24 protein-coding genes are annotated in these 24,180 nt (G+C 48.7%); 21 read left to right on the forward strand and 3 right to left on the reverse strand.

Annotated elements, in window-relative coordinates; genetic code table 11:
• Nucleotides 1-45 precede the first annotated feature (45 nt).
• Both PH235_RS04180 and PH235_RS04185 read left to right on the forward strand, forming a co-directional pair.
• Nucleotides 46-1,023, forward strand: coding sequence for a Gfo/Idh/MocA family protein (locus tag PH235_RS04180; RefSeq protein ID WP_272161160.1), 978 nt, complete (start codon nucleotides 46-48; stop codon nucleotides 1,021-1,023).
• Between the two features lie 68 nt (nucleotides 1,024-1,091).
• A complete protein-coding gene (locus PH235_RS04185) occupies nucleotides 1,092-1,538 on the forward strand; it encodes a heme-binding protein (protein WP_272161161.1) in 447 nt (148 codons plus the stop codon).
• Nucleotides 1,539-1,666: 128 nt separating this feature from the next.
• Here PH235_RS04185 and PH235_RS04190 read toward each other — a convergent pair whose 3' ends face one another.
• Nucleotides 1,667-2,143, reverse strand: a complete 477-nt coding sequence (locus tag PH235_RS04190) for an RpiB/LacA/LacB family sugar-phosphate isomerase (protein WP_272161162.1) — start codon at nucleotides 2,141-2,143, stop codon at nucleotides 1,667-1,669.
• Between the two features lie 194 nt (nucleotides 2,144-2,337).
• Here PH235_RS04190 and pgmB point away from each other — a divergent pair, with 194 nt between their 5' ends.
• The 5 genes from pgmB (at nucleotide 2,338) to PH235_RS04215 (ending at nucleotide 10,334) form a co-directional block, all read left to right on the forward strand.
• Entirely contained in the window at nucleotides 2,338-3,021 is a 684-nt protein-coding gene (pgmB, locus tag PH235_RS04195; protein WP_272161163.1) for a beta-phosphoglucomutase, read from the forward strand.
• A complete protein-coding gene (locus PH235_RS04200) occupies nucleotides 3,018-4,697 on the forward strand; it encodes a glycoside hydrolase family 3 protein (RefSeq protein WP_272161164.1) in 1,680 nt (559 codons plus the stop codon). The genes pgmB and PH235_RS04200 overlap by 4 nt, the downstream gene beginning before the upstream one ends.
• Nucleotides 4,698-4,781: 84 nt before the next feature.
• Entirely contained in the window at nucleotides 4,782-5,786 is a 1,005-nt protein-coding gene (locus PH235_RS04205; RefSeq protein ID WP_272161165.1) for an AraC family transcriptional regulator, read from the forward strand.
• Nucleotides 5,787-5,882: 96 nt separating this feature from the next.
• Nucleotides 5,883-7,259 (forward strand): MFS transporter, encoded by a 1,377-nt coding sequence (locus PH235_RS04210; protein ID WP_119092222.1) that lies wholly within the window; start codon nucleotides 5,883-5,885, stop codon nucleotides 7,257-7,259.
• A 201-nt stretch (nucleotides 7,260-7,460) separates the two neighbouring features.
• Nucleotides 7,461-10,334 carry an alpha-L-rhamnosidase gene (locus PH235_RS04215; RefSeq protein ID WP_272161166.1) on the forward strand — a complete coding sequence of 958 codons (2,874 nt, stop codon included), beginning with the start codon at nucleotides 7,461-7,463 and terminating at the stop codon, nucleotides 10,332-10,334.
• Nucleotides 10,335-10,841: 507 nt separating this feature from the next.
• On the opposite strand, the gene PH235_RS04220 is transcribed toward PH235_RS04215, so the two are convergent.
• Both PH235_RS04220 and PH235_RS04225 read right to left on the reverse strand, forming a co-directional pair.
• Entirely contained in the window at nucleotides 10,842-11,255 is a 414-nt protein-coding gene (locus PH235_RS04220; RefSeq protein WP_272161167.1) for a cupin domain-containing protein, read from the reverse strand.
• A 19-nt stretch (nucleotides 11,256-11,274) separates the two neighbouring features.
• The gene (locus PH235_RS04225) at nucleotides 11,275-11,592 is read right to left on the reverse strand and encodes a carboxymuconolactone decarboxylase family protein (RefSeq protein ID WP_272161168.1); all 318 of its coding nucleotides are present in this window, start codon (nucleotides 11,590-11,592) and stop codon (nucleotides 11,275-11,277) included.
• A 322-nt stretch (nucleotides 11,593-11,914) separates the two neighbouring features.
• Between PH235_RS04225 and PH235_RS04230 the strand changes: the two genes are divergently transcribed.
• From PH235_RS04230 to PH235_RS04295, 14 genes are all read left to right on the forward strand, one after another.
• Nucleotides 11,915-12,790, forward strand: a complete 876-nt coding sequence (locus PH235_RS04230) for a DUF1295 domain-containing protein (RefSeq protein ID WP_086990238.1) — start codon at nucleotides 11,915-11,917, stop codon at nucleotides 12,788-12,790.
• 36 nt (nucleotides 12,791-12,826) lie between these two features.
• Entirely contained in the window at nucleotides 12,827-12,928 is a 102-nt protein-coding gene (locus PH235_RS04235; protein ID WP_272161169.1) for a MerR family transcriptional regulator, read from the forward strand.
• A 72-nt stretch (nucleotides 12,929-13,000) separates the two neighbouring features.
• A complete protein-coding gene (locus PH235_RS04240) occupies nucleotides 13,001-13,240 on the forward strand; it encodes a hypothetical protein (protein WP_272161170.1) in 240 nt (79 codons plus the stop codon).
• Between the two features lie 91 nt (nucleotides 13,241-13,331).
• Nucleotides 13,332-14,195, forward strand: a complete 864-nt coding sequence (locus PH235_RS04245) for a DUF3737 family protein (protein WP_272161171.1) — start codon at nucleotides 13,332-13,334, stop codon at nucleotides 14,193-14,195.
• Nucleotides 14,179-15,354 carry a MalY/PatB family protein gene (locus PH235_RS04250; protein ID WP_272161172.1) on the forward strand — a complete coding sequence of 392 codons (1,176 nt, stop codon included), beginning with the start codon at nucleotides 14,179-14,181 and terminating at the stop codon, nucleotides 15,352-15,354. Before PH235_RS04245 ends, PH235_RS04250 begins: the two co-directional genes overlap by 17 nt.
• 368 nt (nucleotides 15,355-15,722) lie before the next feature.
• Nucleotides 15,723-16,607 carry a LysR family transcriptional regulator gene (locus tag PH235_RS04255; protein ID WP_272161173.1) on the forward strand — a complete coding sequence of 295 codons (885 nt, stop codon included), beginning with the start codon at nucleotides 15,723-15,725 and terminating at the stop codon, nucleotides 16,605-16,607.
• Between the two features lie 119 nt (nucleotides 16,608-16,726).
• Nucleotides 16,727-18,151 carry an IS5 family transposase gene (locus PH235_RS04260; protein ID WP_272161174.1) on the forward strand — a complete coding sequence of 475 codons (1,425 nt, stop codon included), beginning with the start codon at nucleotides 16,727-16,729 and terminating at the stop codon, nucleotides 18,149-18,151.
• A 164-nt stretch (nucleotides 18,152-18,315) separates the two neighbouring features.
• Nucleotides 18,316-19,512 carry an MFS transporter gene (locus PH235_RS04265; RefSeq protein ID WP_272161175.1) on the forward strand — a complete coding sequence of 399 codons (1,197 nt, stop codon included), beginning with the start codon at nucleotides 18,316-18,318 and terminating at the stop codon, nucleotides 19,510-19,512.
• A 171-nt stretch (nucleotides 19,513-19,683) separates the two neighbouring features.
• On the forward strand, nucleotides 19,684-20,487 hold the full coding sequence (locus PH235_RS04270) for an MBL fold metallo-hydrolase (RefSeq protein WP_272161176.1): 804 nt from the start codon (nucleotides 19,684-19,686) through the stop codon (nucleotides 20,485-20,487).
• Nucleotides 20,488-20,505: 18 nt separating this feature from the next.
• On the forward strand, nucleotides 20,506-21,075 hold the full coding sequence (locus PH235_RS04275) for a histidine phosphatase family protein (RefSeq protein WP_272161177.1): 570 nt from the start codon (nucleotides 20,506-20,508) through the stop codon (nucleotides 21,073-21,075).
• A 41-nt stretch (nucleotides 21,076-21,116) separates the two neighbouring features.
• A complete protein-coding gene (locus tag PH235_RS04280) occupies nucleotides 21,117-22,097 on the forward strand; it encodes an aldo/keto reductase (protein WP_272161178.1) in 981 nt (326 codons plus the stop codon).
• 151 nt (nucleotides 22,098-22,248) lie between these two features.
• The gene (locus tag PH235_RS04285) at nucleotides 22,249-22,530 is read left to right on the forward strand and encodes a DUF1232 domain-containing protein (RefSeq protein WP_272161179.1); all 282 of its coding nucleotides are present in this window, start codon (nucleotides 22,249-22,251) and stop codon (nucleotides 22,528-22,530) included.
• 160 nt (nucleotides 22,531-22,690) lie between these two features.
• On the forward strand, nucleotides 22,691-23,440 hold the full coding sequence (nfsA, locus tag PH235_RS04290) for an oxygen-insensitive NADPH nitroreductase (protein ID WP_272161180.1): 750 nt from the start codon (nucleotides 22,691-22,693) through the stop codon (nucleotides 23,438-23,440).
• A 405-nt stretch (nucleotides 23,441-23,845) separates the two neighbouring features.
• Nucleotides 23,846-23,977 carry a hypothetical protein gene (locus tag PH235_RS04295; RefSeq protein ID WP_255356057.1) on the forward strand — a complete coding sequence of 44 codons (132 nt, stop codon included), beginning with the start codon at nucleotides 23,846-23,848 and terminating at the stop codon, nucleotides 23,975-23,977.
• Nucleotides 23,978-24,180 lie beyond the last annotated feature (203 nt).

Consider the following 24,180-nt stretch of genomic DNA (forward strand, 5'->3'; position numbering starts at 1 on the left):
AAAACGGAATAGGAACAAAAAGAATCGAAAAAGGGGTCTTATATTATGAAGCTTGCAATACTAGGATCGGGACAAATCGTCATGGATTTTCTGACGATGGCGAAGGACTTGCCGGATACGGTGTTGGTCAGCATGTTCGGCATCGAAGCAGAACGCGCAAAAATGGAGGGCCTGGCAAACACATACGGCATCGGGAAAGTATATACGGACTATGAAGAAGTCCTGAACGATCCGGAGTGCGACACCATCTATGTGGGACTGCCTAATCATCTGCACTACACATTCACGAAGCAAGCCTTAGAGAACGGGAAACATGTAATCTGCGAAAAACCATTCACGATCAAGTCGGCTGAATTAATCGAACTGAAGGAACTGGCCGAAAGCAAAAAGCTGATTTTGGTCGAAGCAATCACGACAAGATATCTGTCCAATTATCTGGCAATCAAGGAGCAGATCCCGCAATTGGGGGACCTGAAGATCATCGAATGCAACTACTCACAGTACTCTTCCCGCTACGATGCCTTCAAGAACGGCGAAGTTTTGCCCGCCTTCAATCCGAAAGCAGGCGGCGGCGCCCTGATGGACATCAATATCTACAATATCCATTTTGTCGTCGGGATCCTGGGAAAACCCGAATCGGTAAAATATCTGGCGAATGTCGAGCGAGGGATCGATACATCCGGGATTCTGCTATTGGATTACCCAGGCTGCAAAGTTGTCTGCATCGGGGCTAAGGATTCGGCAGCACCGATAAAATCATTGATTCAGGGCGATAAAGGCTCCGTTGTACTGAATGGCCCGCCGAATCTCTGCAACTCCTTTGATGTGAACATGAACGGCCAGGAGAGTCAGGCCGTTGACAAAAAGGTCCATCCGCACCGGATGTACGAAGAATTCCGCGAATTTGCGCGCATGATCGAAGAAAAAGACTTTGCGAAAGCCAAGGATATGCTTGAGCAAAGCCAAGTCGTGATGGGAATCGCCGAAGAGGCGCTGGCAGGCGCCGGAATCATTCTGGGTTGATAGAATAAATACAAGGATGGGGCTGTCTCAAAATGAGGCGGCCCTATTAATGGAAAGGTGCATGCACAATGGACAAAGTCGAGATATTGGAACAGGAACAAAAGCTTCAATTTGAAGCATTTACGCATGATGTGGGTTTGGAAATCGCGCAGCGCATCGTTAAAAAGGTCAAGGAACAAGCACCGAAGCCTGTCGGAATAAGGATCGTGCATAATGGTTTGTTGATCCTGCATTATTTGATGGACGGCAGAAAAGAGAGCCCTTGGTTGAACCGGAAGGAAAAGACCGTCTTGGACAGCGGGCACAGTTCCCTTTATACTTACCTTTTTATGGATGAGGTGCCGGAATACAAGGCGTGGGAGAGTAGCAAAGAATACGCCATCTGCGGTGGCGGCTTCCCGATCATTGAAGATGGACAGGTCACAGGTGTCATCTGCGTTTCCGGGTTGGAACATCTGGAGGACCATAGATTGATCGTCGAATCAATGGAAGAAGTATTGGCCTCGCAATATTAAGAACGTTGCTGAAGGATTTAAGAAAAATCAATAAGACCGCACCAAAATGGATTTGTTATCCATTTCGGTGCGGTCTTGTTTTTGGGGTAATTTGTTCTTCAAACATTGTGCAGTAAATTCATGAATGACTATTCCTGGATTTCATCCAATTTCTTCAGATGCTTTTCGGCAATCTTTTTCACTTTGTCGACGCGGTTCGTGTATTTTTCGATATCGCTGAGGTAATTGGTCGTCATCCAAGCCCTCACGATTTCAAGCGCCAATGCCGATCCGATGATCTTTCCGCCGAGGCAGAGAACATTCGTGTCGGAGTGGGAACGCGCCAGTTTCGCGCAGAAAGGATCCTGGCAAACCGCTGCATAGACGCCGTAGATTTTATTGGCGATCAGGGCACTGCCGTAACCGACGCCATCGACAAAGATGCCGCGGTCGGCTTTTCCTTCCGCCACAGCCAGTGAGGCAGGGTAAACATAATCGGACAGGTCACAAGGTTCTTCGTTGTAAGGTCCGAAGTCGAGCACTTCATGGCCTTCTTGTTCGAGTAAAGCTTTGACTTCTTCTTTCAATGCGAAGCCGGCATGGTCGCTGGAAACGGCAATTTTCATCTAAATCCCTCCATTATCTATCATTAACCAAAAGTATAAGCCAAACGGCGAGAGGAGTACAGACTGAGTTTACAGATCAAGCCAGAACAAACCTGTGATTTGAACAGTAGCCACTTTGATTCTGCCATTGTTCGGGATGCCTCAATTATGTAAGATGAAGATGTAAACTAGGATTCTTCGAATGGAGTAGACAAATGGGCGAAATAAAAGGACTGGTATTTGATTTGGACGGTGTCATCACTGATACAGCTGAACGGCATTACTTGGCATGGAAAAGGATAGCGCATCGATTGGGCATCGCGATCGACCGCGAATGGAACGAACGCCTCAAAGGCATCAGCAGAACGGAATCTTTGGAACTTATTTTGGCTGAGAATCCGACACTTCTCCTTGATTCGGAAGAAAAAGCACAGCTTTTGAAAGAAAAAAATGCGCATTACTTGGAGTTGATCGCGGAAATCACAGCAGCGGACATCCTGCCGGGTATTCCGGAACTCCTGGAAGAGGCAAAGAATGCAGGCTACCGTATGGCGATCGCCTCCGCCAGCAAAAATGCGCCGCTCATTCTGGAAAGACTGGGTCTATCGGCTATGTTCGATGCCGTCGTCGATCCGGAATCGCTGAAACAGAACAAACCGCATCCAGAGATTTTCGAAAAGGCTGCTCAGGCTTTGGGTCTGGAAACACAGGAATGCATCGGTTTCGAAGACTCATTGGCTGGTATTGAAGGGATCAAAAGGGCGGGTATGCCCGCTGTAGCCATCGCCATCCCTATCTTTGCTGAGTGGCTTCCAGATATCGAAGTGACGGCTACAAGAGAATTAAACCTGAAAGAAATTGTACGCGAAGTGACGATGAAGGAGCGTGTTGAAGGATGATCGATTTGAAGGGGAATCCTTTTTATCTGAAGGATGAGCAAATAGCATGGGTAAACCGGATGTTGGCAAGCTTGACGTTGGATGAAAAAGTGGGGCAGCTGTTCTGCCCAATCGGCATGTCCATGGACGAAAAGGCACTGTTTGACTTGGCTGTGAACAAAAAAATTGGAGGCTTGCTGTTCCGTCCTGGAAAAGGCGAAGAAGTGCAGCAGGCCCACCGCTATCTGCAACAACAGGCTAAGGTTCCGATGCTGATCGCAGCCAACCTGGAAGCGGGTGGTACGGGAAGCGCTATTGACGGTACGCGCATCGGCAATCCGATGTTGTTGGCGGCTGGTCAGGATGCCGAATTTGGGCACCATCTTGGTGAAGTATGCGCCAAAGAAGGTTCGGCGGTAGGCGTGAACTGGGCCTTCGCGCCGGTCGTGGATATCGACTACAATTTTCATAATCCGATCACGAATGTGCGCACGTACGGCAGTGATCCCGAAACCGTCCTCAACTATGCAAAAGGTTTTGTTGAAGCCGTGCAGCAAAACGGAGTAGCGGCTTCGATCAAGCATTTTCCCGGGGATGGCATCGATTTCCGTGATCAGCATCTGGTGACGACAGTCAACACTTTGCCGCTTGAAGAATGGCGGAGCACCTATGGTAAAGTCTATTCGGGCCTCATCGAAGCAGGCTCATTATCGGTGATGATCGGCCATATTGCTTTGCCGACGGTCCAGAAATCAGAAGAAGATGCTTTTCTGCCGGCCACCTTATCTCCTGTTATCATGCAGGAACTGTTGCGCGAGGAACTCGGATTCAATGGCGTCATCACAAGTGATGCGACGCCGATGGTCGGTTTTTGCGCGGCGATGGAGCGGCGTTTGGCCGTTCCGACAGCAATCGCTGCCGGTTGTGATATCTTCCTGTTCAACAAAGACTTGGAGGAGGATATCCGCTTCATGAAGGAAGGGATTGAAAATGGCATCCTGAAGTTGGAACGCATCGATGAAGCCGTCACCCGCATTCTGGCGATGAAAGCAGCATTGAAGTTGCCTGAAAAACAGGCGGATGCATTGTTGGTTCCGGCAAAGGAAGAACTGGCCGTCCTGCAGGCGGAACAACACGTCCAATGGGCTACTGAAGCCGCCGACAAAGGCATCACCCTCGTCAAAGATACAGCCGGTAACCTACCGCTACGGCCGGACGCGACGCCTCGTCTGTTACTGCAACTGCTCGGGCCTTACGAGGAATCGAATACCCAAATCTTTTCCAAGGTGCTGCCGCTGTTGGAGAAGGAAGGCTTCCAGGTGACGTTGTATCAGCCGGAAGATTTCACGACCGGATTCGAATCCGTTTCCCAGTTCCGTTCCAAATATGATGCCGTCCTCTATCTGGCCAATGTCGAAAACCGCAGCAACGCCACAACGACAAGAATCAACTGGTACACCTTCTTCGGTCTAGGGAACAATATCCCATGGTTCGTCGACGAAGTGCCGACCATATTCGCGAGCCTGGGCAATCCCTACCATCTGATGGATGTGCCGATGGTGAAGACCTACATCAATGCCTATGATAATCATGAGGCGGTAATTGAAGCGTTTGTCGCCAAACTTATCGGCAAGAGTGATTTCAAGGGCGAGAGCCCGATCGATCCGTATTGCGGATTGATGGATGCACGCAGATAAATTGTTTATTCGCCCAACCAGATGAGTCCGGTTGGGTTTTTCTGTATAATGGTTGGTGAGACAACGATAGAGAGGAGCGACAAAATGTTTGAACTGGATCATTTGTTAAGGGAAGAAACCAAAGTCGAAAAAGAGCAGCGGAAATCCGGGTTCAATGTGACGGATCCGGATATTCTCGATGAATTAATTTTGAGTGGGAATAAGTTCCGCTTGAATGGCAATTTCCTACTGAGTGAGGAAATGTTCTTCAAAAAAGGGGACGTCCATATCCGTAAGCACAATCGTTATTCGGAAATGCCCTTGCACCACCATCAGTTTTTGGAATTGAACTATATGTATTCCGGTTCCTGCACTCAAGAAGTGAGCGGTGAAAAAATCGTCCTCAATGAAGGTGACATCATCATGCTGGATCGGGGCAGCTCGCATTCCTTCCAGGCACTGGGCGAAAACGACATCCTCATCAATGTTCTGTTGAAAGTGGAGACGATCAACACCAAAATTCTTCAGCAACTTGTGAGGAAACGTGGGGTATTGACTGAGTTTCTGGTACTGGCAAGTCAACGCACTCATGAAGAGGATCAGTTTTTGGTATTCCGGACGGGAGAAAATGCAAAAGTCCAGACTTTCATGCAGTACATCCTGGAGGAATACTACGGCGGAACTGAACCGAATACCGAAGTGATCCACCTCTACCTGCCATTGTTGTTCATGGAACTGGCGCGCACGTTCGAAGAGGAAACGAGAGGGCAACAAGGCCACCAGAATCAGGTTGTCACGGAAGCGTTGGCCATCATCGAAAAAGACTATCGCACGCTTTCTTTGGAAATGTTGGCGCAACAATTGGGATTCAACAAAAATTATCTGGGGAATCTGATCAAAAAAGAGACGGGTGACACTTTCAAGCAATTGCTGCAGCGCCAACGCATGCTGCACGCGCGCCATCTTCTGGTCTTTTCAAATTATTCGATGGAGGAAATATCCGAGGAAATCGGTTACTTGGACACGAGCTATTTCTTCCGCTCATTTAAAAAAATGCATGGCAAGACGCCGGGGCAGATCCGCGAGGAAGCGTGGCAGAGGGACCTGTAGTTTGACCACTTTGTTCTGTTTGCACGACATTGTAAGCCTTTGCCGAAAACGGTTTAATAAGAGAGTAAACAAAACAGAACAAAGGAGAGAATAATTATGGCAACTGAAACAAGAATTTTGGATCAAACAGACGAAAACAAGCTGCCGATTAGCGAGAAGTTGACGTTCGGCTTCGGGAATCTGGCGGCCAACCTGATGCTGACAACGGCCAGTTCCTTCATCACTTATTACTATACCGATGTGGTCGGGTTGAGCGCAGTCATCGTCGGCAACATCCTCTTGTGGGCACGACTTTTTGATGGCGCTTCCGACTTGGCAATGGGTGCGATCGTCGACAAGACCCGTTCGAAACACGGAAAGGCCAGACCTTGGATTTTATGGATGGCGATCCCTTATGCATTGGCAATGATACTCTTATTCACTTCTCCGGATTTCCTGGGATCGACTGGCAAAGCCGTCTATGCTTTCGTGACTTATGTGATTGCTTTGGCTGGTGTATACACAGCGACGATGGTTCCCTATAACGCAATGATCGGTACTACGACATCGAACCCAGTCGATCGCGGCAACCTATCGACATCACGCACCTTAGCTGGATTCGTGGGGGCGATGGGAGTGACTGCAGCGGTTTTGCCGATCGTAAACTTCTTCGGTGGCGATAAACAGGCTTGGACATGGATGGCCGCTCTATTCGGGGGTATCTCGACAGTGCTGTTGCTGATTCTGTTCAAAAATTCTAAGGAACGCGTCATCGAGTCTGCTGTTGCTGTCGAAAAGGTTCCTTTGAAAAAGAATCTTAAGGCGCTGTTGCAGAATAAATACTGGGTCATCATGATTCTATATATGCTAATGAGTTTCATCAGCTCTGGTTTGGGTGGCATCAACATTTTTTATGCCCAATGGATTTTGGGAGATCCTGCAAAAGTGGCAGTAATCGGTATTCTTTCTTTTATGCCGATTGCGGTAGGTGCAGTGTTTATGCCTGTTCTGTTGAGCAAATTCAGCAAAAAAACGATCACCTTGATCGGAGGCATCGTAATGATGATAGGTCTGCTGATCATCGCGGTGTTCCCGGAAAACTTTACGATGATTATGGTCGGTTTGATCATCCGCGGACTCGGTATCGCGCCGGGAGCTGTCGCAGGCTTCGCTATGTTGGGTGACGTTGCCGATTACGGTGAATGGAAAACGGGCATCCGCAGCGAAGGTTTGATTTTCTCGGCAGGAACTTTTGCCGAAAAAGTCGGCTCCGGAGTGGGCGGGCTGATTCTGGGTGTCGTTTTAGGACTTGGCGGCTATGTGTCGCAAGGGGCAACGCAATCAACAGAAGCTTTATTCGCGATCAAGGCAATCTTCGCCTATCTGCCACTCGCTTTCACAGCAATCTGCATTTTGTTGATTCTGTTCTATGACTTGGACAAAAAACTTCCTGAAATTGCGGAAGACTTGAAAGCGAAACGAGTGAACGGATAATGTTACAGGCTGGGACAAAAACCCAGCCTGAAATTATATCCGAATATTATTTGCGCAAACGTGCGGCAAAAGGCAGGCCCTGGTTCCACTTCACGAAAAATGCTCAGATGGTCTGCGATAATCTTGCGCTTATTCGCTCCAGTGGTCCGGGCCTAAATGCCTTTTGTCCCACTCTCATTTTTTAAGACAGGAGCACACACAATGAATATATATAATCTGAAAACCAATTACCTAATGAATCCTATCGGCTTTTTGATGGACACGGTGGCTTTATCGTGGATAATCGAGGCGCCGTTTGAGGAGGAATTGCAGGGAACCCGTGTCCTCATCGCACTGGATGAGAACTTTGAAGAGGTCATCCATGACAGCGGGATGCAAGCCGATTTGGATCCGCTGTGCTATCAGCCGGAAATCAAGCTGCAGCCGCGCACGCGCTACTTCTGGAAAGTGATTGCGAAGAATGCTGATGGAGACGAGTCTTCTTCCGAAATCCACTACTTCGAGACGGCGAAGGAAGAGGAACTGTGGACCGGAAAATGGATCGAACCTGCCCGACAATTGCAAAGGATGCCGCTTGCGCGCAAACTGTTCCGCCTGCCTGCAAAACCTATCCGTAAGGCACGCGTTTATGCGACAGGACTGGGTATTTATGAACTGTATCTGAACGGAGAAAAAATCGGTGACGAATATTTGGCTCCCGGCTTCCATTCTTATGATTTTTGGCAGCAATACCAGACGTACGATGTCACAGAAGCCCTTCAAGCAGGTGGAAATGCGATCGGCTTCATGCTGGGGGACGGCTGGTTCAAAGGCCGCTTCGGATTCGACGGTGGATATGAAGATCTGTACGGGGATCAGTTCCGCCTGATCGCGGAATGCATCGTTACTTATGAGGACGGAACGGAAGAAATCATCGCCAGCGATGATACGTGGGAAGTCGCTGAGGGGCCGCTCGTCTCCAGTAGCATATACGACGGGGAAGTGTATGACGCGAACCTAGAAATCGACGGTTGGAACAAATACAGCGAATCAGATTCAGCTGTTTGCTGGGAACGGATGCAACTGAGCGATACGGATACCGAAGAACTTCAGGCACGGTTGAGTGTTCCGGTTAAAATCGTGGATGCCTTCGTGCCAGAACTGATTATTACCCCTGCAGGAGAGCAAGTATTGGACTTCAAACAGAACATGACAGGATGGATCACGTTCTCCGCGGATGTGCCGGATGGAACCGTCATCACCTATGAAGTCGGCGAAGTGCTGCAGGAAGACAACTTCTACCGCGATAATCTACGCACGGCGGAAGCGAAATTCACCTACATCAGCAATGGTAAAGCGGCCGAAGTGCGTCCGTACTTTACATTTTACGGCTTCCGCTACGCCAAAATAACCGGTGTCGATCTCCTGGAACAGGATCTAGGCTTCAAAGGATACGTGCTCCAGAGCGAACTGGAAGAGACGAGCGGCATGATCACAGCCAATCCGGATGTGAACCAATTGCTGAAGAATGCGCTTTGGGGGCAAAAAGGTAATTTCCTGGATGTGCCGACGGATTGTCCTCAAAGGGATGAGCGCATGGGCTGGACTGGTGATGCGCAGATTTTTGCCCGCACAGCGAGCTATAATATGTACACTCCGGCTTTCTACAAAAAATTCATGCACGATCTCCGTTTGGAGCAAAAAGCGCTCAATGGATCCGTTCCATTTGTTGTTCCACAGATCAAGCCGGAAGGAGATGCCGGATTCGTTACCGGATCCGGCGCAGCCGCCTGGTCGGATGCGGCGACAGTCATTCCCTGGGTGCTTTACGAACAATACGGCGATCGTTCGTTGCTGAAGGAACACTATCCGACCATGAAAGATTGGGTGGACTATATCGTTCGCGAAGATACGAAATCCGGAGACAAACGCCTCTGGACAAGCGGGTTCCAGTTCGGTGATTGGTTGGCGTTGGACGGGGATAATCCGCACTCACCGATGGGCGGCACCGACACTGCTCTGGTTGCATCCGTGTATTACTATCATTCGGCTTCCTTGCTGGCACGGGCCGCGGAGGTTTTGGGCAATACGCATGATGCGTTGGCGTACACCCAATTGGCCTTGGAAGTGAAACAAGCCATCCAAAATGAATACCTGACTACTACGGGACGCTTGGCGGTAACGACCCAGACAGCCTACATCCTCTTCCACTATTTCGATCTTTGCCCAGAACCATTCAAAGAGCGGATGACGAAAGACTTCTATGACAAAGTCATTTCCAGCGGTGTCCACCTTCAGACCGGGTTCGTCGGGACACCGTATTTTGCGGAAGCTTTGAGTAAGAACGGCATGAACGAACTGGCGTATGGTTTATTGCTGAATGAGGACTATCCGAGCTGGTTGTTTGCGGTGAAAATGGGTGCGACCACCATTTGGGAACGCTGGAATTCAATTTTGCCGGACGGGAAAATCTCCGGGACGGACATGAACTCCTTGAACCACTATGCTTATGGCTCGATCGTGGAGTGGCTGTACCGTTGCGTGCTGGGCATCCAGGCGGACAGCAGTCAGCCAGGATACAAACACTTCTTCCTGGCACCGCAACCGAGTGCGCAGTTGGGCAAAGCGGAAGGGTACTATCAATCGGTATCCGGACGCATCGAAAGCGCGTGGGAAATTTTAGCGGACGGACAATTGGATTTCGCTTTCCGCGTGCCTTTCGGGACGATCGCAACCATCACCCTGCCGGATCTGACGCTTGAAGAAGCACAGAAAACAGAGTGGCTGCAGTCTGCGGTCGCTTTAGAGGATAGCGCAAAAGTCACAGTCAAAGCAGGTGAATACCGCGTCACGTACATGCCGACACGGAACTATTGCCCTGAAGTCACAACCGAGATGTCCTACCGGGAACTATTGGAATATACACCAGCCCGAAAAGTGATCTTCGAACAATTGCCTATGATGCGCAACAATGATGTGGCCTTGCAGTATCTGGATAAGCCGATGGAAAACTTCAAGGACCTGCCGATTGTTTCCAATTTTGTCAGCGAACAAGTCCTGGAGCAGATGAATGCATCGTTTACCTGGTGGAGATAATGACTTAAGAATGAGGCGGCATCCGTCGCGAAAACTGCGACCTGTTCTATATTCAATATGTGGACGGTGAATTCAAAACCGAAATCGTCGACAAAGGCTGCGGGCCGTCCAATATCATGGTAGTGAATGAAGCAAATCGTGACATCATCGTTGCCGTGAACCATACTGGCAATGAAGCGGCGATATATATAGTGGAAGATTGATTTGACGGTGAATGGTCGTCTGACGTGAGTTTAGGTCACCTGATCTTTCTCCTCCGGTGAACGGAGGCTTCGCCGGAGTTCGGCCAACATTACTAGTTTTGATCTCCGGAGAGGCGAACTTCGCAGGCGTTGCAGTCGGATCTAAAGCGTGTCCTCCGGCAGGCAGCTGCCTCGCCGGAGTTGGAGGCCCGACAAGAGCGAGTTCCTCAGACTAACGGCCACCGCTAATTTTTTTCATTAATACCATACAATCAAAAAAGAATATCCGGCCTTGAAACTCAAGGTAGGACATTCTTTTTTGCAATTATTGGTGAAGTTCCTCATAAAACTCATCAGCAACAGCTTCCAACCATTCCGGTATTCCTGCGGTGATGGCGATGTGTTCGAACCAGCTGTCCTTGGCGGCACCGTGCCAGTGCTTCACACCGTCATGGGTCACGATGACATCCCCTGGCTTTAATGATTGGGCAGGGTTGCCGTCTTCTTGATACCAACCCTCTCCGCCGGTGACCAACAGAATTTGGTAACCGTCGTGATGGATATGCCAGTTATTGCGGCAACCGGGTTCAAAGGTCACATTGCCGACGCCGACAGCCACTTCGGGATCAGCCACCAGTGCATTAAAATAACTTTGGCCGATAAAATACTGCGCGTAAGCTGTGTTTTCATCTCCAATCGGGAAAATGACGCCTTTTTTTACTTCTTCGTTTTTTGCCATATTTTTTTCCTCCTGAAAATTAATCTGTGTAAATTTCTTTGGCGATGTTGAAAGCGGACCATGCTTTCGGCCAACCGACATAGAACGCGAGCTGCGTGATGATTTCCACAAGTTCCTCTTTGGTCACGCCATTTTCCTTGGCTTTGTTCAAGTGAAACGGAAGCTGTTCAAAGTTTCCGCCTGTAATCAACGCTGTGATGGTGACGATAGAACGATCGCGCGATGCGAATTCCTTTTCCCGTGACCAGACTTGCCCGAACAGAACATCGTCATTCAATTCAGCAAATTTTGGTGCAAAATCACCCAATAAATCTCTTCCTGCCGTTACTTTTGCCATAAAATCATCTCCTTAGGAATGTTAGTTTCAGCATACTCCTTAGAGTGCACTTTAAGTCAAGCGCGAGCTCAGGATTCTTTTCCGTTCTCAAAATATCGTACTGTTGTATCTTTGAAAATGGAGGTGAAAGCACATGGCCTGTTCAATTTGAGCATTCTCTGAAAAGGGTAGAAAATTCGGGCTTCATGTAAGAGCTTTTATTCGATTGCTTGTTATATATTAGTGTACAATGAGAGTACTACATCTTAGCGATAGAACGGGCTGAATTATTTTACTTTTTTTTGGTGTGGCAGGATGTATAGAAATTTGAAAGAGGTGGCCTATGGATAAGAAAAGAATTGTCATTTATACGCTATTATTTATAGCAACATTAGCGATAGCGACACAAGGATTCACGAATACTGGTTTGGACGGACTGCTTGTCCCGTTACTTTTTACCTTTGCCTATTTTACGATCATCTTTATTATCGCAACAATCATTAAAAACAATTCCATTGTCGATATTGGTTGGGGGATGGGATTTGTTGTAGGGAGCTGGCTTACACTGCTTGTGACTGAAAATCCCACCGTTTTATCGTATGCCATTGTTGGATTTATTACGGTGTGGGGACTTAGATTATCTTTGCGCTTATTGAAAAGAAATTACGGGAAGCCTGAAGATTTCAGGTACGCACAGTGGCGGAAAGAGTGGGGCGATAAAGTAGTCATCACCGCCTTTTTCAGAGTGTTTGTGGTTCAGGGTATCATCAACTTTATCGTTGGATCTGCCAGCTATGTGGTCATCAAATACAACGAATTCAGTTTTGATTCAGCTCACCGCTATTTTGTTTATGCCGCACTTTTCATTGCGTTGGTAGGATTGTTCTTTGAAGTAGTCGGGGATGAGCAACTAAGACAACACATCAACAAAAAAACACGCACACTTCTGCAAACAGGCTTATGGTCAATCACACGTCATCCAAACTATCTCGGTGAAATCCTGATTTGGATCGGATTGTATGCAAGTGGTATTACGCTGTTCTTCACGGATTCCATCAACCCTTATTATTATCTGTTATTAATCATCTCGCCTATTTTAATGAGTACCGTATTAATCAAAATATCGACGCCATTACTGGAGAAAAATATGGAGAAATACGATGGATGGGAAGAATACACCAAAAGAGTTCCGATGCTTTTTCCTTTCACTAAAAAATAGTGCTATAGTATGCGTAATAAATGGAGGTGGGATTGCATGTCCTATTCAATCGGAGAATTTTCGAAAATGATCGGTCTGCCTGTGTCGACGCTGCGCTACTATGAAAATGAAGGGCTGTTGAAACCGGATCGCGATTAGAACAACCTGCGCGTCTATACCGATCAGGATTTAAAATGGGTAACTTTTCTTCTGCATCTCAAAGGCACCGGCATGTCGATGGCGGAACTGAAGCAGTACACCATTTGGCGTGCCGAAGGGGATGCGACGATGCTGGAACGGATGGAACTCTTGGAAAAGCGGCGACGCTTGTTGGAAAAAGATATACAAGCATTGATGCACAATCTTGAGGTGATCGAAAATAAGATTGATTTCTACGAGGAGCGCCTTCAAGTGAAAAATGAAGACTTTAGCTCCCAGCTGGAAGCAGAAAAAGAAAAAAGTACGAACTAAGCCCGCCATTTGGTGGGTTTATTTTTATTGCTTGACTTAATGTAAAGGTTAAGGTGTACGCTCTGATTGTATCAGAGAGGGGTAATAAATTATGGAACATCTTAATCAACAGCTATTCACCGGGGAACGGGCTCTTTTCAAAGGAAAAGACCTGCAGATCAGTCATTCAGTCTTTGCGGACGGGGAGTCTCCCTTGAAGGAAAGCAACAATATCGTACTCGAAAACACGATCTTCCGCTGGAAATATCCATTGTGGTATGCACGGAACATCCAGGCAAACAACATCACTTTAGTGGAAACTGCGCGTTCCGGCATTTGGTACACAAATGGCATCACGATAACCGACAGCATGATCCAAGCGCCCAAGATATTCAGACGAGCTGCCGATATCAAGTTGGAACGAGTGGAAATGCCAAATGCCCAAGAAACGTTATGGAACTGCAATGATATTACCTTGAAACAAGTAAACGCTGTGGGCGATTATTTTGCGATGAACAGCGAAAATATCCGTATTGAGCATTTTACGCTATCGGGGAATTATGCCTTTGATGGTGCCAAAAATATCGAAATTTCACATGCCAAGTTGCTTTCAAAAGATGCTTTCTGGAATTGCGAGAATGTGGTCGTCAGGGATTCGACGATCATCGGCGAATATTTGGGTTGGAATTCGAAAAACATCACCTTCATCGATTGCATCATCGAGAGCAACCAGGGCATGTGCTACATGGAAAACGTGAAGATGGAGAATTGTACGATCATCAACACGGATCTGGCATTCGAATACTCGACGGTCGACGTTCAAGCGAACAGCCGCATCGACAGTGTCAAGAATCCGATCAGCGGCACGATAACCGCTGCCGGAATCGGAGAACTGATCTTGGATGACCCGGAAGTCGCGGCCGAGAACACCAAATACCAGCTTGCGGAGGAACAGGAATATGCCATTCGATTTTGACCAGATCATCGACAGACGGAACACCAACTCTTATAAGTGGGATGTCAAAGCGGATGAGTTGCCGATGTGGGTGGCGGACATGGACTTCGGAACGGCGCCTGCTGTTGTTGACGCCATCGAAAAGCGTCTGCGGCAAGGCACTTTCGGCTATAATACCGTCCCTGACAGTTTCCGGGAGAGCATCATCCGTTGGTGGCAGAGGCGGCACCGGTTTGCGATGGAAAAAGAATGGATTCTCTATTGCACAGGCGTCGTTCCTGCCATCTCCTCAATCGTCAGGAAAATGACGGGAATAGGTGATGACATCGTTGTCCTTGCGCCTGTCTACAACATCTTTTACAATTCCATCCTGAACAACGGCCGGAAAGTCTTGGCGAGCGAGTTGCGCTATGCAGACGGAAGCTATGCCATCGATTTCGCGGACCTGGAAGAAAAACTCGCCCGCGAAACGACTTCGCTGTTCATTTTCTGCAACCCGCATAATCCAATCGGCAAAGTCTGGGATCGGCCGACGCTGGAACGGATCGCCGAATTATGCATCAAGCATGATGTGCTGGTCGTGAGCGATGAAATCCATTGCGATCTGACGCATATCGGCCATGCGTACATCCCGTTTGCCTCCCTTTCCGAGGAGATTGCTGACCGGACAATCAGCTGCATCGCGCCGACGAAAACTTTCAACATCGCCGGACTGCAAACAGCGGCAATCGTCATTCCGAATCCTGAAATCAGAAAACAAGTGGACAGAGGAATCAACACGGATGAAGTGGCGGAACCGAATACTTTCGCGATCCAAGCGGCTGAAGCGGCTTTCGACGAAGGGGAAGAATGGCTGGAGGAACTGCGGGAATATCTGGAACTGAACCGGGAATTCCTGATCGGTTCTTTGAAGGAACTTGTTCCCGAAGTCCAGGTGATCGAGGCTGAAGCAACCTATCTGGCTTGGATCGATTGCGCGGCGATAACGGAGGACACGAAGGCGCTGTGCGCGTTCATCAGCGAGAAAACCGGACTCTATCTTTCCGCAGGGGATATTTTCGGCGGCAACGGTTCGCGCTTTGTCCGCTGGAATTATGCCTGCCCGAAGTCGCTTCTGGAAGACGGTATACAACGGTTTGTTGAAGGAGTAGCGTTGTGCCAAAAGGACAGATGCCGTTGAGGACAACTGTTCCTATAGACACCTGAACCCGCAATCGTCAGCAAACTGCTTTTCTCCGGTGAACGCAGGCTTCGCCGGAGTTCGGCCCACATTCTGGGTGTGTTCTTCTGCGAGAATTTCTTTATCGGTGTTGAGGTCAAATATTGCCGGTATCCTCCGGCTAGTGGATTGCTCACCGGAGGAAGGGACGCAAGCTGCGGCGCCATGCAGGGTGCGTCCTTGTCCTGTTTCAGTTTTACGGCCGGAGCTTGATGTGAGATACTTGAACCGAAGCGATTGCAGCCCCGCTGTGCTGAAAAAACGGCTCTGTAATCGGAAGACGAATCGGAAGGATTAAAGCCGAATCAAGGGATAGGAGAGTATTGACTATGGAGTTGCGGGTTCTGAATTATTTTTTGACAGTGGTTTATGAAGAGAACATCACTAGTGCCGCTGAAAAGTTGCACATCACCCAGCCGACCTTGTCGCGCCAATTGATGCATTTGGAAGAGGAATTAGGCGTTTCTTTGTTCCGGCGCGGCAAAAAGAAAATCACGTTGACCAGCGAAGGGTTGCTGCTGAAAAGACGGGCGGAGGAAATCCTCGATCTGACCAGCAGGACCGAACTGGAGCTGAAGGAGCAGAAAACGCTCATGAACGGCGAAATCGCCATCGGTGGGGGAGAAACGCAGTCCATGCGCGTTTTGGCTGATTTCATCAAGACCTTCAGCACGGAATATCCGCAAGTGACCTACAAATTGTACAGTGCCGATGCCGATGACATCAAGGATCGGGTCAACAAAGGGCTGTTGGACATCTGCCTGCTGACGGAGCCGGTCGATGTCGATAAATATGATTTCATCCGGATTCCCCAGAAAGAACGCTGGGGTGTCATCATGCGGAAGGACAGTCCGCTGGCGCAGGAGCGCTCCGTTGCACCTGAGGATCTGTTGGCTTATCCGATCCTGATTCCGGGGAGAGCATTGGTCCAGAACGAACTTGACAATTGGTTCGGCGACGCCTATGGGGCCGTGCATATCATTGGGCGCTACAATCTGATCTACAATGCAGCCATTCTGGTGGAAGCGGGCGTCGGGGTTGCGTTGTGCTTGGAAAAACTTGTCCCGGTCAGTGAGGAAACCGAGCTCTGCTTCCGGACCTTGGCGCCTGCATTGGAGACAGGCGTGGTCATCGCCTGGAAAAAGAATCAGATTTTCCCGCCGGCAGTGGCTAAATTCATCGAGCTTCTTAAGAAATGTCTACTGAATAATTAACAAACCTTATCGCAACAGCGTTTTTAGCTGTTTTTTGGTATAATAGATGCATGGATTCCAGAGGGAAATACCAAAAACCCGTGCACTTTTTTCAAAAATGATACAAAGAGGCGATGAAAATGTACAAAAAGCAGACGAATCGGCAATTAACCATTTATGACTTCGATCAGCCATTGGGCCTTACGATGAACCCAGAAAACCGTTGGGTCAAAAAAGCAGATTCGATTCCCTGGTCAGTCATTGAAGATAAGTACGCTGCTCTGTTCAGCAGTGACAGAGGCAACATCGCCAAACCGGTAAGGATGGCACTAGGTGCCTTGATTATTCAAAGTGAATTTCAGTATGCAGATACCGAAGTCGTCAATCAGATTCGCGAAAATCCCTATCTGCAGTACTTTGTCGGACTACCTTCCTATAAGGATGAAAAGCCGTTCGATGCTTCTTCGATGGTGCACTTCCGCAAACGTCTCTCCTCCGAAATTCTGATTGAAATCAATGAATTGATCCTCAAACCTATAGAGGATGGAGCAGATGATTCCCAAGCTGACGATAATGACAATAGTGATGACAATGATGCATCGGGATCTAAGAATGAAGGGACGCTCATTCTAGATGCCACTTGCGCGCCTTCAGAAATCAAGTTCCCGCAAGACACGGAACTGTTGAACGAATGTCGGGAAAAGTTGGAAGGCATCATCGACGAAATCTGCGAAGCAAACCACCTTCCCAAACCGCGTACCTATCGGAAAATAGCCCGAAGGGATTATCTCAACATCGCACGCAAGAAAAAGAAAAGTGGCAAACAAATTCGCAAAGCCATCGGCAAGCAACTGAACTACATCCGGCGGGATTTAGGATACATCGACGCATTTATGGAGCAAGGTTATACGCTAAGAGCGAAGCAAGTCGACCTGTTGGGAACTTTGCGGAAATTGTATGAACAGCAGCTCTACATGCACACAAGTAGGACGCACAAAGTGCAGGATCGCATCGTCAGTATCAGCCAGCCATTTATCCGCCCGATTGTCCGCGGAAAAGCCAAGAACCCGGTGGAGTTCGGAGCCAAACTGGACATGAGCATAACCAATGGGTACGCCCGAATCGAGAAAATTTCTTTCGATGCCTACAACGAGAGCGAATGCCTCATAGTTGCGGTGGAACGCTACAAAGAACGGATGGGAGTGTATCCTGAACGAGTTTTGGCGGATAAAATATACCGAAATCGCACAAACTTAAGCTACTGCAAAGAACTCGGAATCCGATTATCCGGCCCGTCGCTCGGCAGGCCCAAGAAGGATCAGAAGATTGACAAAAAACAAGAATACAGCGACAACTGCGATCGAGTAGAGGTCGAGAGAGGCTTCAGCCTGGCGAAAAGAAAGTTCGGGCTCAGGCTTATTCGAACACGCCTTGAAGAGACCAGTCTCTGTGTGATTGCTTTATCCATCCTTACAATGAACCTGTCCAAGGTTTCATTGCGCATTTTTTTGACTTTCATCCAATGGATGAGCTCCCCTAGAATTGAACCTCTAATGAAGCCGTAAGCTAAAAATAGGGATTTATTCAGCAGGCATTAAGAATGCCTTCAGGGCATGATCAATCATGCAAAAAAACTATTATCTTTTTCTACGGTTGCGTTTTAAACTGGTATTAAGAAAAATGATGTATGCATTATAGGCATGGACATTCAGAAAGGAAAATCATCAGTATGGATATGAGGACACTCAAGAAGCTTGCGCTGTTGTCCAGCTCATTTGTTGTCGTTTCCGGTGGAGCCATCGCGGTGAATGTGCCCGCCATCGCCCGGGATTTTCCGGAAGTCCCGTTGCCGTTGGTGGAATCTTTGACAACGATGCCTTCCCTGTTCTTGATCGTTTCGGTTCTGCTCAGCCACGCCATCGCAAGGAAAGTCGGCTATAAGAGGACTGTTCTTGTGGGGCTGGCTACGGTTCTGGTTTCAGGCTTGGTTCCGGTATTTGTGCATCATTTCTGGATCATTTTCCTTTCCAGGGCACTCTTCGGATTCGGGATCGGACTTTTCAATTCGCTCCTGGTCAGTTTTATCCGGCATTTTTATGAGGGGGCCGAGAGAGCGGCGATGATCGGGCTGCAGAGCGCCTTTGAAGGCATCGGCGGGATGACCATTTCCTTTCTTGTGGGGCAGCTGCTTAAGATCGACTGGCAAACTTCCTTTTGGGTCTACTTGGCGGCTCTGCTGGCGATGCTTCTGTTCGCGGCCTTGGTTCCGGATATCCCGGCTGAACCGGCTGCCGTTTCCAGTCAGCCACAGCAAACGGATCCTTTGAGCACACGCAGCAATGCGATGGACAAGGCGGTTTTCGGCTATCTGACCTTGCTCGTTGTGGCGGTGATGTTCTATATGACGATCACGGTCCGGGTCACGCCGCTCATGCTGGCGAACGGTTACGGCGATGCTACGAACGGAAGCTACATCCTTTCCCTGATTGGCATCGGTGCAATGACAGCTGGTTTTTTATTCGGAAAAGTTTTTGGGGCTGTCGGGAAATATACTTTGCCGCTTGCCTTGTTCGGGATGGGAATGGCTCTGGTCACGATCGGGCTCTCGGACACTGTATGGATGACTGGTTTGGCTGCTGCATTCTGCGGCTTCTCCTTCCGTACTTTCATCCCTTATCTCTTCAACAAAGTCAACAGCTCGGCGTCGGGGAACGCGAATGCCGCCACATCGCTGCTGCTTGTCGGATTCAATATCGGCGCAGCCTTTTCCCCTTACGGTATCGTTCTGGTGGAGCGCCTGTTCCGGCTGACTTCAGAACGGGGAATTTTTTTCCTGGAAGGGGCACTGCTGCTGGGGGGCGGTATCCTCGGTGGCGGCTATCATTTTCTGGCGAAGCATGCTGAAACCAGTGCGGAGGAAGTGTGAGCAGCTCGGTTTCAGCGCAACATTGATCTCAATGGAGCGCTGAAACAGGGTCCTTGCTGGTCCTGCTTAGCGAATTGTGTTATTTTGGATATGTGAACGCATTCATTTTGAGAAAAACAAAAAAACTAAGACTGCATGAAAAAGCTAGACAACTTTAAGGAGGAAAAGAAAATGGCAACACACAAACAAGCCGTTCCACCACCTACCGTATTTTTTGGAGAAGAAGCTTTTCAACCGATCGACCAAACGGAGGTCCGCTGGCTGGGCAGCGGCGGGATGTTCGTGAACACCCGCGGCACCTGCATCATGATGGATCCGATGCTGAAGGACTTCGATATGCCGCTTCTGATCGACATGCCGATTGCGCCTGAAAACATCCCGCATCTGGATGCTGTGCTGATTACGCACTGCGACAATGACCATTACAGCGTGCCGTCGCTGCACGCGATGGAGCATGTCTCCAAAGCATTCCACGGGCCGCATTATGTGGCCGAACTGATGCAGGCGGAAGGATTTCCAGCAAACGGACATACTATCGGCGACAGTTTCGAAATCGGACCGGCCAAAATAACGCTGACACCGGCGGACCATGCCTGGCAGAATGAAAAAGCCAAATACAATTACCGAGTATTCCGGTTGGAGGATTACTGCGGCTTTTGGATCGAGACACCGGATGGAATCATCTGGGCACCGGGAGATTCCCGGTTGATGAAGGAGCACTTGGAAATGCCGCAGCCGGATGTGATTCTCTTCGACTTTTCCGACAACGAGTGGCATATCGGATTGGAAGGGGCCATCCAAATGGCGAACACCTATCCTGAAGCACATCTGATTCTTTGCCATTGGGGCACGGTGGATGCGCCGGATCTGAACGTGTTCAACGCCGACCCGCAATCCTTGTGCGACCGGGTGGTTAATCCGGAAAGGATCCATGCTTACGCACCGGGACAGCCATTCAGCCTGAAAAAATCCTAAATGATTGGAGATTCGCGGATGAAACGATTATATTTGGTCCGTCACGGCGAGACTTTGTTCAATACCCAAGGAAAGATTCAGGGCTGGAGCGACTCGCCTTTGACGGAACGGGGCATCAAACAGGCTCAGGCCGTGCGGGATTATTTCGGATCGGAAGGCATCCGCTTCGATCATGCCTACAGTTCCACATCGGAAAGGGCCAGCGATACGCTGGAATTGATCACCGGCATGCCCTATGCACGTTTGAAAGGATTGAAGGAAGTCAATTATGGCTTCTTCGAAGGGGAGCGGGAGATGCTCAAACCGAAAGAGCCGCAGGAAATCGTGTCTTTCTTTGTGCCATTCGGAGGGGAAAATACGAATGATGTGGCGGAGCGGGTGGCACAGACGCTGACGGAAGTGATGGAGCAGGAAGATCATACGAACGTTTTGGTGGTCTCCCATAGCGGCGCTTGCTACAATTTTTTGAAGCTTTGGCAAGACCCGGCGGAGGAGTTGGCGAAAGGTTTCCCGAACGGGAGCATCTTCGTTTACGAATACAAAGAGAAGGTATTCCGATTGGAGGAAGTCGTCAGGCCGGTTTTATAGCGCAATAAGACTGTACGTTTAAGAGGAATGGAGGAAAAAAGATGGAGTATGTAAAATTCGGCAACACAGGGATGGATGTATCCCGGATCTGTTTGGGCTGCATGAGCTTCGGGGATCCGGATACCTGGCTGCACAAATGGGCGCTGAAGGAAGAGGAAAGCAGACCGATCATCAAACGTGCTTTAGAATTGGGCATCAATTTCTTTGATACAGCCAATGTCTACTCGCTGGGAAGAAGTGAAGAAATCCTCGGACGCGCCATCAAAGACTTTGCCAAGCGGGATGAAGTGGTCATCGCGACGAAGGTTCACGGTAAGATGCACGAGGGTCCGAATGGCTCCGGGTTGTCCCGTAAGTCCATCCTGAGCGAAATCGACAACAGCTTGAAGCGCCTGGATATGAATTATGTGGACCTCTACATCATCCACCGTTGGGACTACAATACACCGATTGAGGAAACGATGGAAGCTCTGCACGATGTGGTGAAATCCGGAAAGGCCCGTTACATAGGAGCTTCCGCGATGTATGCCTGGCAGTTCCAAAAGGCCCTGCACGTAGCAGAAAAGAACGGTTGGACGCGCTTCGTATCGATGCAGAACCATCTGAACCTGCTTTACCGTGAAGAGGAGCGGGAAATGCTGCCGCTTTGCCGGGAAGAAAAAATCGCCGTGACCCCCTACAGTCCGATGGCTTCAGGTCGTTTGACGCGCGACTGGTCGGAGACGTCCAAACGGATGGAAACGGACAATGTGGCGCGTTCGAAATACGACGCCACTGCCGATAAGGACCGGGTCATCGTCGAACGATTGGCCCAGATAGCCGCCGACAGAGGCGTTTCCCGTGTCGAAATCGCCTTGGCTTGGCTGCTGCAGAAGGAACCGGTTGTAGCTCCCATCATCGGAGCGACCAAGCTGGAGCATCTGGAAAAACCGGTGGAAGCCATATCGGTCAAACTGACCGATGCCGAAGTCGCGTTCCTGGAAGAGCCTTATGTTCCACATTTGATTGTCGGGCACAGCTGAGGCATTCAGACAGGCCAAAAAATCATTCTTGAGACTGATTCATTTACTTAAGATAAGCAGTATACTTTGTTCACGATAACTAGTCAGAGCCCGCTCACAAGCTAGGTGCGAAGAATGGTTGTCCAAATCAATCAGCAAAGGAAAATGCAAAATGAAAGTAAAAAAGAAAATCAGTCTGACACCTTTCAGTAAAGTCAAGTCACTTATCCTTTCCCTGTTCGATTCCAAAGTCGAAGGCAAGAAAAAATGGCTGGTGTTGGGGATCATTCTTTATATCATCAGTCCAATCGACATTATCCCGGATTTTATCCCGATGGCCGGTTATGCGGATGATGTGCTGTTGCCGATCCTGTTTTTGGTCGCTGAAAAATTATTGAGCGACGGAGCGATTGAAGAAAACGAACGCCCAATCAAAGAAGCCAAAAAAATATAATGCCTGGATTTTCCGGCCCCGTTCCTTGCCTAAATGGCAAAGGAGCGGGGCTTTTTCGCTGTTGGGACCTTGAGCACCCGGTTGGACGTGGCTGCTGCATTCCTTTAGAATGATCTTATGGATTCAATATAAGCTATTCTGAAGGCGAGGAAAACAATAGATGAATGAAATGATCGCGCGCATCCTGGCGCATCGCACGGTAAGGGATTTTGAAGAACGGCCTTTGAGCCCGGAACAGATAGAAACGATCGTCCGTAGTGCCCAAGCTGCATCCACCTCAAGTTTTGTGCAGGCCTATTCCATCATCGGAGTCACGGATCGCGACAAAAAACACGCATTGTCGAAAATCGCGCGTAACCAACATTTTGTTGCCGAGAATGGCCATTTCTTTGTATTTTGCGCCGATCTTCATCGCCACGATGTGATCGGAAAGATGGAAGGGAAGGATGTTGCAGACTCGCTTGAGAGCACCGAGAAATTCATGGTCAGCGTGGTAGATGCATCCCTGGCTGCCCAGAATGCAGCTTTGGCGGCTGAAGCGATGGGGCTCGGGATCTGTTACGTAGGCGGCTTGCGGAATGACCTCGAAAAAGTCAGCGAACTCCTGAAGATTCCCGATAAAGTGATCCCGCTCTTCGGACTGGCGGTCGGTTATCCGGCCAGCGTCAATGATCAGAAACCGCGCCTGCCTTTCGAACATGTTTATCATGAAAATGAGTATCAACAGAATAATGCGGTTTATAAAGAACAACTGAAGCAGTACAACGAAGAGATCCAAGAGTACTATCGGGATCGGACCGAAGGCGAACGCTGCGACACTTGGACCGGCCAGATGGCAGAGATGCTCTCTCATCCGCAACGCATGTACATGCATGACTTCGTCGAAAAGCAAGGAATGAACAAGCACTGATTCCAGAAATAGTTTCACTTGCATCGAACGGATATTCGTGTTATAGTTACCTTTCAACGTCCAAGAACATATGCATCTTATATGTATGGAACCATGGCTTTTCTCTATTCTGCAGCGGATGCTGCAGGCAAACGGAACCAAAAATAAGCGAAGTTAAATTTATTATGTAGCGCCACATTGTGGTGCCCGCAACATGAATTTCCAAGATTTAGATTTGATAGTGAAAAAGCCGCGATTCCTGTACAGGAATACCTTTTTCTTTCTTATGATAATAAGTAGAGACACAAAAGGTACTCGATTGAGTGCCTTTTTGATTTCTCTGAATACAGAAAAAAAGGATATATGAGGAGGTTGAAAGATAGTAGCGTACGCATATGGTTACGCTAAAGAAGGAGCAAGAAATATATGAAGAACATCGTCTATACGAATTCGCAGAACGTGACTATTGAAATATCATGGGAAGCGTATTACAAAGAGATCGACATGCGCAAACAAGAGCGTTTGAAGAAAAAACAAGCGCAAACAAGCGGCAAATAAGGTCTAAGCGGCTCTCTATGAACGGAGAACTGTAAATAAAAAGCTCGGAATCCCTGACTCACAGTTGTTGAGGCAGCGGCTTCCGAGCTTTTTTGTTGTTTCCGTTTCAAGGAGCGGGTGGTCCTGCATCCCAAAGTTTCGTTCGGCGAATCAAATTGTCGAATGCTACAAAATTATTCAACAATTTGACCCCAATAGAGAGC

Origin of the sequence: Trichococcus sp. K1Tr, assembly GCF_028309625.1 — a bacterium.
Classification (GTDB): Bacteria; Bacillota; Bacilli; order Lactobacillales; family Aerococcaceae; genus Trichococcus.